Source organism: Mucilaginibacter sp. (assembly GCF_039207105.1).
In the GTDB taxonomy this organism is placed as follows: Bacteria; Bacteroidota; Bacteroidia; order Sphingobacteriales; family Sphingobacteriaceae; genus Mucilaginibacter.
Window position 1 is genome coordinate 1 of the sequence record NZ_JBCECK010000178.1, and the last position, 9,384, is coordinate 9,384.

Sequence of the window (9,384 nt, forward strand, 5' to 3'; positions counted from 1 at the left end):
GGGTAATTTCTACACTCGTACGGATGCCTATCCTATCCAACTGGCCCTGCATATATTCAATCAAGCTCCGGTAACCTACCGTTGTAGCCAATGAAATTTCGGGCAGATTTTTACCGTCCGGAAAGCCAGCTTCAGCCAACAGCTCGCGAGCTTTCTCCGGGTCGTAAGTATAGCCTTTTACCGACTGGCTAAAGCCCGGCATACCTTCGGGGATAAAGCCTGCATAGCCAGGGGTTCCCATGCTGTTGCGTAGGTACTTCATCATTTTTTGTCTGTCGATGGCGTAATTAATGGCCTGCCTTACTTTCAATATTTTCAAAGGTGACTTTTTCACAATAGCCAAATTGGTATCAACCAAAATACCCAGGTACATGGTATTCAGGTAGGGGGCAGTATTTAAAACAAACTGACCTTTGTACTTTTGCGTTACCTTGCCCGACTTGGTCAATATATCATCGCGGTAACTGCCGTCAATATCATTTAAAAAATCAAGCTTCTTTTTAATGAATTCCAGAAATGAGGTTTGCTTATCGGCTATGAATGAGGCTTTCACCGCATCCAGATAAGGCAGGCGGGCTCCGTTTTTATCCTTTTCCCAGTATTTTTCATTTTTCAATAGTACCATTACCTCCCCTTCTTTCCAGTACTTAAATTTAAACGGACCGGTACCTACGGGATGACTCCTGAAATCTTTACCATAAAAATCAACTACCTCTTTAGGCACTACCGAACAGTACTGCGCGGTTAGCATACTTAAGAAAGGCGCGAAAGGCTGTTTAAGCCTGATGCGTAAGGTACTGTCATCAGGAGCTGTAAAAGCGTTTTTACCTTCTACCTTATCACTAAATATCCACGAGCCTGATGAGGCCACCTTAGGGTCAATTAAACGGCTGAAACTGTAAACAAAATCGGCAGCTACTGCTTTTCGCCCAACCCCATCGGTAAAATGCGGGTCATCATGAAAATAAACATCGTTGCGCAGGTGAAAGGTATATAACAAACCATCTGCGGATATATCCCAATTTTTGGCTATGCAGGGTATTACTTTTAAGCTATCGTTAATTTGAACCAGGCCGTTAAATATCTGGTTATCCATCCAAATGGTATAACGGTTGCGGCAAAAGGCAGGGTCAAGCGAGGTTAGTCCTTCTTCCAGGTTAATATTAAAAACAGTTTTTCGCGATTCGGGAGCATCGGTGTGGCAGGCGCTCAAGTGAATTAGCAACACGAAAAACAGTGATAGTACCCATTTATTCATTAAGGCTAAATGTAATAATTATTGGCTTAGCGTATTAAGCTTTATCGATTTATTACGAATAAATGAAGGTGCATTTAGATAGAGCCGCGGTGAATAAGCACGTTGTGCGAAAGAGAAATCTTATATAATATGGGAACGGACTTGCAGGGTATACAAGATTTCTCGCTATCGCTCGAAATGACAACCCTTTATTCTAATCTGCATGCTTCACCTTTATTCAGGACGACAAAACTTCCAACTCTATGCAAACAAAAAAGCCGTCCCAAAAACGAGAAGGCTTTTCTATATCATAAATCCGAAATCGAAATTCAGAAATCCGAAATCAAATCTTATTCTTCTTCTACCAAGCTATCGCCGGTAACGGTTTCTTTGATTTTGGTTTCCAGTTCTTCCTGCAATTCAGGATTGTCCAGTATCAGTTGTTTAACTGCGTCGCGGCCCTGGCCAAGGCGGGTTTCGCCATAGCTAAACCATGAACCTGCTTTTTTAATGATGTTGTACTCTACACCCAGGTCAATGATCTCACCGGCTTTTGAAATACCTTCACCAAACATAATGTCAAATTCTGCTACGCGGAATGGAGGCGCTACCTTGTTTTTAACAATTTTTACTTTAACGCGGTTACCCGAAACCTCGTCGGTATCTTTAATTTGTGATATGCGGCGTACATCTAAACGTACCGAAGCATAGAATTTAAGGGCATTACCACCGGTAGTGGTTTCGGGGTTACCAAACATTACACCAATTTTATCGCGCAGCTGGTTGATAAATATACAGCAGCATCCGGTTTTGGCAATGGTACCGGTTAGCTTACGTAAAGCCTGCGACATTAAACGCGCGTGCAAACCCATTTTTGAATCGCCCATTTCGCCCTCAATCTCAGCTTTTGGAACCAAGGCCGCAACAGAGTCGATAACCAGAATATCGATAGCTCCTGAGCGGATCAGGTTGTCAGCAATTTCCAATGCCTGCTCACCGTTGTCTGGCTGAGAGATCAAAAGGTTCTCTACATCAACACCTAATTTTTTCGCATAAAAACGATCGAAAGCGTGCTCCGCATCAATAAATGCCGCGATGCCACCTTTTTTTTGCGACTCTGCAATGGCATGTATGGCCAGGGTTGTTTTACCTGACGATTCCGGGCCGTATATTTCAATAACTCTTCCTTTTGGCAAACCACCTACGCCCAAAGCTATATCAAGGCCTAACGAACCTGTTGATATTACTTCTGTAGCCTCAATAACAGAATCGCCCAATTTCATGATGGTGCCTTTTCCGTATGATTTTTCCAGCTTATCTAACGTAAGCTGTAGTGCCTTTAATTTATCTGAATTATTTTTATCTGTGCTCATCTTAAAATTATCTTCAACAAATATAAATGTTTATTTTTGATTTACTAATTTTTTTAGTAAATATTATTGATATATCGCTTCGTTAAAAAAGCCTCCTCTAAATCTCCTCCAAGAGGGGAGACTTTAAAAAAAGCAATTTTGAAAGCCCTCTCCTTTGGAGAGGGTTGGGCGAGGCTCCTTTTATGAAATTAATCAACCTGCCAATACTAATCAAATATCTTTATCCACACTGCGCTTTTTAAGCTCCTTAGTTATGGTGTTAAGCGCCTTTTTCTTTTTGGCCTCTTTAGCCTTTTTAATTTTGGCAGCTTCGGCCCTTAGCAGTGCGGCTTCGGTATTGTTACGCTCGTAGTATTTGCAAAACCAGGTTATGGGGCAAATTTCGCATTTGGGGCTACGGGCAACACATATGTACCGCCCATGCAATATAAGCCAGTGGTGTGCCACACCTAATATATTCTGGGGTAAATATTCAGTCAGTTGTTTTTCAACAGCCAGCGGCGTGCGCGCGTTAGTAGTAAGCCCTATCCGGTTGCTTACCCTAAAAACATGAGTATCAACCGCTATAGCCGGCGCGTCAAACACGACGGAGGCAATAACATTTGCGGTTTTGCGGCCAACTCCCGGCATCTTCTGCAGATCATCAATACCCGCCGGCACCTGACTGTGAAATACCTCAACCAGCATTTTACCCATACCCACCAAATGTTTGGCTTTATTGTTAGGGTAGCTTACACTGCGTATGTAGGTAAACACTTCTTCGGGTGTTGATACCGCCAGATCTTCGGGGGTTGGGAAACGTTCAAACAGCGCTGGCGTTACCTGGTTAATGCGCTTATCGGTACACTGGGCAGATAATATAACGGCAACCAGCAATTGAAAAGGATTGTTATAATGTAGTTCGGTAACAGGGTTGGGTTGCTGCTTTGAAAAATGTTCAACAAAATGGCGGTAACGTTCGGCCTTAAGCATTTTAATATGGAGTAGAAATTGAGAATGAACCGATCATATTTAAAACATGGTTAAACATATATTATAATATGTACTAAGCCTATGTATGATCCTGTAAATTTGTGTAAAAATAGAAAGGTTCATAAATCATTTATTGGGTATCAGTTGGTGCCATTTGCAAAACATCAACCTTATCAACAATTATGATCTATGAACCAGTACTTTCGGTGGCTTAGCGCAAGCTTTTCGAGTAATCAAGTATCTGGTGTATGGTTTGTACCTTTGGTTTTTTGTTCAAAAGGTCCAAATCAGCACGAATTGAATTATAAAAAATCACTTCGTCGGCGTCCAGATTTTCTTGTCCATTCTCGTTCATTAGAGCTTGGTTAGCACTTCCATTTAACGTTTTTGTAAAGGTTTCATCCATAAGCTTTATTGTAATAAATTTTATATGATTTATAACGGTGGCTTAAAGATAATATTTTGTTAAATGAAAATTAAATGAAATTTTTTTATTGTCTTAACATGCTGTTTTCCACTAAGTGACTGAATAATTGATTAATGCATAATCAAACTATTTATTATTACGTTATATAAATTAATTAATGGGTAATAATAATTGCTTAAAACGCCTAATTTTTTAAACTCAGCTCCTTACTTTGCATCATTTTACGCAGATTATTCAACGCGTAACGCATACGGCCCAGGGCGGTATTAATACTTACTTCGGTAATATCAGCAATTTCCTTAAAGCTCATATCACCAAAGTGGCGCATAATTAATACTTCCTTTTGCTCAGATGGCAGCAGTTGTATCAATGTTTTCAGATCTTTATGGGTTTGCTCGCGCACCATGCGGTCTTCGGTGCTTTCATCGTAATTGCCCAGCACTTCAAAAATATCAAAGTCGTCTCCGTTACTTACCATAGGGGCACGTTTTTCGCGCCTGAAATGGTCAATAACCAAATTGTGCGCAATACGGGTTACCCAGGGCAAAAATTTACCTTCTTCGTTATATTTTCCAGCCTTTAGCGTGTTGATCACCTTGATAAAGGTATCCTGGAAAATATCCTCGGCCAGGTATTCATCTTTTACCAGTAAGTAAATGGAGGTATATATTTTAGTTTGGTATCGTCTGACCAATTCTACCAGCCCTGCTTCATCACCGGCAATGTATAGATGGATTAAATCCTGATCACTTTTCAATTGAAAATCCATAGAAGGTACTACTTAAACTTAAGTTTTTAATTAATAAAAATGTCCGAAGTAAAGTATATCCTATAGCGTGCTCCTTAGGGGTTAAGAAATTGTTACATCAAATAAAACAATTTCCCGTCTAAAAACCAAATTATATTTTTTCACTTTCTTCTTGTCTATCAGTTCAATCGGGCCTTAAATCCATCTCATCTGTTCATAATTATATTAACCCATGGGTTTGACTATTAATGGCATCAAAGGTTTAACGGGGCCTTAAATTATTTTCAAATCAAGAGGTCCTTTTAAGGCATTAAGTCTTTAAAAGTCAACAAACTGTAAACTCATTAAAATATTTAAGGCAAAGCCAAAAACAAACCAAAACCGATTTGGATTCTGCTAAATATTTTAGGATTTTTGCACTTTCAAAAAAGTTCATGAAAAACGCGTCATTACTGATGGTACAGATATTGTTTAACATAGCATATTTGACAATCAAATGATTTATGAACCATGAGCATCATGATCTAATTCTAAAGAATGACTAAAGAAGCAGAAAAAGACCCGCAAAAACATATCATCATTAAAGGGGCCCGGGTACACAACCTTAAAAACATGGATGTGGCCATCCCCAAAAACAAGCTGGTAGTGGTTACGGGCATGTCAGGATCAGGCAAATCATCATTGGCCTTTGATACCTTATATGCCGAAGGTCAGCGCCGCTATGTTGAAAGTCTTTCATCATATGCCCGCCAGTTTTTGGGCCGTATGAACAAGCCCGATGTTGACTATATAAAAGGTATAGCCCCCGCTATAGCTATTGAGCAAAAGGTAATTACCAGCAACCCGCGGTCAACAGTAGGTACATCAACCGAAATATATGATTATTTAAAACTGCTGTTCTCACGCATCGGTAAAACCTACTCGCCGGTATCTGGCGAAGTGGTTAAAAAAGATTCGGTTACCGATGTAGTTAATTTTATACTGGCTCTGCCTAATGAAAGCCTGGTAACCATACTGGCCCCCTTGTATCCGCATAATAACCGTAGCTTAAAAGAGGAACTCGCTGTTTTAATGCAAAAAGGTTTTGTGCGGGTAGAGTATGATAATAAATTGTCAAAAATTGAAGCGCTGCTGGAGGATGAATCCATCGGCGATGGCTCGTTAGTTGCAGAGGTACAGGGCGAAAAAAAGGCCAAGGGTAAAAAGGCTAAGGCCGTTGCCGAAAGCGACGATACTGTAGCCATAGATACCGAAAGCCCTGCCCATTACCCTGGTGTTAGGATAGTGATTGACCGTGTATCCAAAAACGAAGAAGACGAAACTATCAGCCGCCTGGGCGACTCTATACAAACCGCTTTTTTTGAAGGCAAGGGCGATTGCTATGTGCGTTACCAGCAACCTGATGCCGACGGAGAGCAGGAACGCTTTTTCTGTGATCGTTTTGAGCTTGATGGAATAAAATTTGAAGAACCTTCACCAAACTTTTTCAGCTTTAATAACCCTTACGGCGCCTGCAAAAAATGCGAAGGCTACGGTAAGGTAATTGGCATTGATGAAGATCTGGTGATACCCGATAAAAGTAAAAGTATTTACGAAGGGGCTATTGCCCCCTGGCGCGGCGAAAAAATGCGTGAATGGAACGACCAGTTGGTTAAACACGCCCTGCAGTTTGACTTCCCGATACACCGTCAGTATAACCAGCTTACCGAAAAACAACAGCGCCTGTTGTGGACTGGTAATAAATACTTTCGCGGGCTGGATGAGTTTTTCAGGGAAATGGAGGCGCAAACCTATAAAATTCAGTACCGGGTGATGCTATCGCGCTACAGGGGCAAAACTACCTGCCCTGAGTGTAAAGGCAGCCGCCTGCGTCAGGACGCCTCTTACGTGAAAATTGGTGGCCACTCTATTACCGATGTGGTGTTGATGCCGCTGGATAAGGCACTGGAATTTTTCCAAAGCCTTGAACTTAATGAAACTGATGCCAAAGTGGGCAAACGCCTGCTGATGGAGATCACCAACCGTCTGGTATTTTTAAATGATGTGGGCCTGAGTTATTTAACACTTAACCGCTTGTCAAACACTTTATCGGGCGGTGAGTCGCAACGTATCAATCTGGCTACTTCATTGGGCAGTAGCCTGGTGGGCTCGGTATATGTACTGGATGAGCCCAGTATCGGTCTGCACCCACGTGATACCCAGCGCCTGATAGGCGTACTTAAATCGCTTCGCGATGTCGGTAACACCGTTTTGGTGGTGGAGCACGAAGAAGAGATCATGAAAGCGGCCGATCATATTATTGACATCGGCCCGGAAGCCGGTACCCACGGCGGCGAGCTGATCTTTACCGGCACTTATGATGAGATCATTAAGGACGATAACAGCTTAACCGGCCGTTACCTGAGTGGCAAGGAAGAAATAGCTATCCCTACACACCGCCGCAAATGGAATGATTTTGTGGAGATCAAAGGCGCACGCGAAAACAACCTGCAGCACGTTAACGCTAAATTCCCACTGGGCGTGCTTACGGTAGTTACCGGAGTATCGGGCTCGGGCAAAACCAGTTTGGTAAAACGCATACTGGCCCCTGCCCTCCAAAAAGCGCTGGGCAACTATTCGGGCGAGCAAACAGGTGCTTATGACAGCATTGATGGTGATTACGCTAAAATTGAACAGGTAGAACTGGTTGACCAGAACCCTATCGGCCGCTCATCGCGCTCAAACCCTGTTACCTATGTAAAAGCCTGGGATGAGATCCGTAACCTGTACGCTGCACAACCGGCAGCCAAAGCGGCTGGGTTAAAACCATCGGCGTTTTCATTTAACGTGGAGGGTGGCCGATGTGACGTATGCCAGGGCGAAGGCGAAGTGAAGATAGAGATGCAGTTTATGGCCGATATTTTCCTGACCTGCGAAACCTGCGGGGGTAACCGCTTTAAACAGCACATCCTGGATATTACCTACAACGAAAAGAACGTTGCCGAGGTACTGCACATGACCATTGACGAGGCTCTGGAGTTTTTTGCCAAAGAGCCCAAGATCATTGCCAAAATTAAACCTTTGGTTGATGTTGGTTTGGGCTATGTACAATTAGGGCAATCATCAAATACCCTGTCGGGTGGCGAGGCGCAGCGTATTAAGCTGGCATCGTTCCTGGTAAAGGGAAATAATACTCATAAAACGTTATTTATTTTTGACGAACCTACCACCGGCCTGCATTTTGCCGATATTAAAAAGCTGCTAAAATCATTTGATGCCCTGTTGGAGCACGGCAATACCATTATTGTTATTGAACACAATATGGATGTTATTAAATGTGCCGACTGGATCATTGACATCGGTCCCGAAGGCGGCAACCGCGGCGGCAAGGTAGTATTTGAAGGAGTGCCCGAAAACCTCATTAAAGAGAAAAAATCACATACCGGTTTTTATTTAAAAGAACGGTTTGGCCAGTAATTACCGCCAACAATATATCAAAACGCCTTTCTGTAAAACAGAAGGGCGTCTTTGTTTACACTTTTAGTGTGAAGTAGTATACAATTAAGCTTTCATTTCAAGATTCCTTAACAGAATAATTAAATTTACTCTACTCGCCTTTACCTCTCACTGTCCGTTACCCAAATAAACTTTTTAATTTAAGTATCATGGCTGGTACAAAGGAATTTTATGATGATGTTCGTATCTTGTTTGAGGGGCACATGTCACAAACACAAGTTGATGGCATAGAAAGCATACTAAAAGCGGCTGAAGATGCCGGTATCACCGACGAAAGAAAGACAGCCTATATGCTGGCAACCGCTTTTCATGAAACAGCCAAAACCATGCAGCCCATTAATGAATTTGGAAAAGGCGCCGGACATGATTATGGTCGTAAATTAAAAATGGGCGGCGGCCCCGGTAAACGTATCCCCTACAATACGCCCAATAAATTGTATTATGGCCGCGGTTATGTGCAATTAACTTGGTATGAAAATTACAATGCTATGGGTAAGCTGCTGAACATTGATCTGTTGAATAATCCTGAACTTGCGTTGCAACCCGCTGTAGCGGCTGCCATTATGATTAAAGGGATGACCGGTGGCTTATTCACCGGTAAAAGTCTGGGCAGCTACTTTACTGCCAACCTCACCGACTGGATAAACGCCCGCAGAATAATTAACGGCCTCGACCTTGCCGTAACCATTGCTGGTTACGCAAAAACTTTTTATAAAGGATTAACGGAACAGGCGGTGGCCGAAAATTAACTGACAACTACTGTCCGCCGGTTTTCAGGTACATGTAAACTATGCCGCCAACTACAATAATAGCCAATACTATTAAGCCGGTAAGTCCCTTCTTTTTATCCTGGCGCATCAGCCAAATTAAAAAAGCTACCATCGGCAACACAAAAATCGCCCAGAAAATAAGTGAAGGTATATTCATATTAAGTAATTATTGAATTAGCGAATTAAATGAATTAGTGATTATTGCATGAGCGTGAAAGTTTCAATTCCATAAATCAATAATTCATTAATTCAAAATTAAAAAGGCATACGCGCCAGCGGGGCGGTGTTTTGCCGGGCAAACTCTCCCTTTAAATATTTATAGTAACCGGCAATGGCAATCATGGCGGCATTATCGGTACAGT

General features: G+C 42.1%; 8 protein-coding genes and 1 pseudogene. 2 read left to right on the plus strand and 7 right to left on the minus strand.

Annotation, left to right across the window (positions count from 1 at the left end):
• The 5 genes from AAGC65_RS22645 to AAGC65_RS22665 form a co-directional block, all read right to left on the minus strand.
• Positions 1-1,258: ABC transporter substrate-binding protein (locus tag AAGC65_RS22645; RefSeq protein WP_343114746.1), on the minus strand; the 1,258-nt coding region annotated here is incomplete at its 3' end.
• Positions 1,259-1,587: 329 nt separating this feature from the next.
• Entirely contained in the window at positions 1,588-2,610 is a 1,023-nt protein-coding gene (gene recA / locus AAGC65_RS22650) for a recombinase RecA (RefSeq protein WP_343114747.1), read from the minus strand.
• A gap of 210 nt (positions 2,611-2,820) precedes the next feature.
• The gene (gene nth, locus AAGC65_RS22655) at positions 2,821-3,582 is read right to left on the minus strand and encodes an endonuclease III (protein WP_343114748.1); all 762 of its coding nucleotides are present in this window, start codon (positions 3,580-3,582) and stop codon (positions 2,821-2,823) included.
• Positions 3,583-3,793: 211 nt separating this feature from the next.
• The gene (locus AAGC65_RS22660) at positions 3,794-3,988 is read right to left on the minus strand and encodes a hypothetical protein (protein WP_343114749.1); all 195 of its coding nucleotides are present in this window, start codon (positions 3,986-3,988) and stop codon (positions 3,794-3,796) included.
• 205 nt (positions 3,989-4,193) lie between these two features.
• Complete coding sequence (locus tag AAGC65_RS22665; RefSeq protein ID WP_343114750.1) at positions 4,194-4,778, minus strand: sigma-70 family RNA polymerase sigma factor; 585 nt, start codon at positions 4,776-4,778, stop codon at positions 4,194-4,196.
• Positions 4,779-5,294: 516 nt separating this feature from the next.
• Between AAGC65_RS22665 and uvrA the strand changes: the two genes are divergently transcribed.
• A complete protein-coding gene (gene uvrA, locus AAGC65_RS22670) occupies positions 5,295-8,213 on the plus strand; it encodes an excinuclease ABC subunit UvrA (RefSeq protein ID WP_343114751.1) in 2,919 nt (972 codons plus the stop codon).
• Positions 8,214-8,401: 188 nt separating this feature from the next.
• Entirely contained in the window at positions 8,402-9,001 is a 600-nt protein-coding gene (locus AAGC65_RS22675; protein WP_343114752.1) for a glycoside hydrolase family 19 protein, read from the plus strand.
• A 7-nt stretch (positions 9,002-9,008) separates the two neighbouring features.
• Here the strand turns inward: AAGC65_RS22675 and AAGC65_RS22680 are convergent, their stop codons facing one another.
• A complete protein-coding gene (locus AAGC65_RS22680; RefSeq protein WP_343114753.1) occupies positions 9,009-9,179 on the minus strand; it encodes a hypothetical protein in 171 nt (56 codons plus the stop codon).
• A 98-nt stretch (positions 9,180-9,277) separates the two neighbouring features.
• Positions 9,278-9,384, minus strand: a pseudogene (locus tag AAGC65_RS22685) (tRNA (adenosine(37)-N6)-threonylcarbamoyltransferase complex transferase subunit TsaD); the annotation flags it as partial.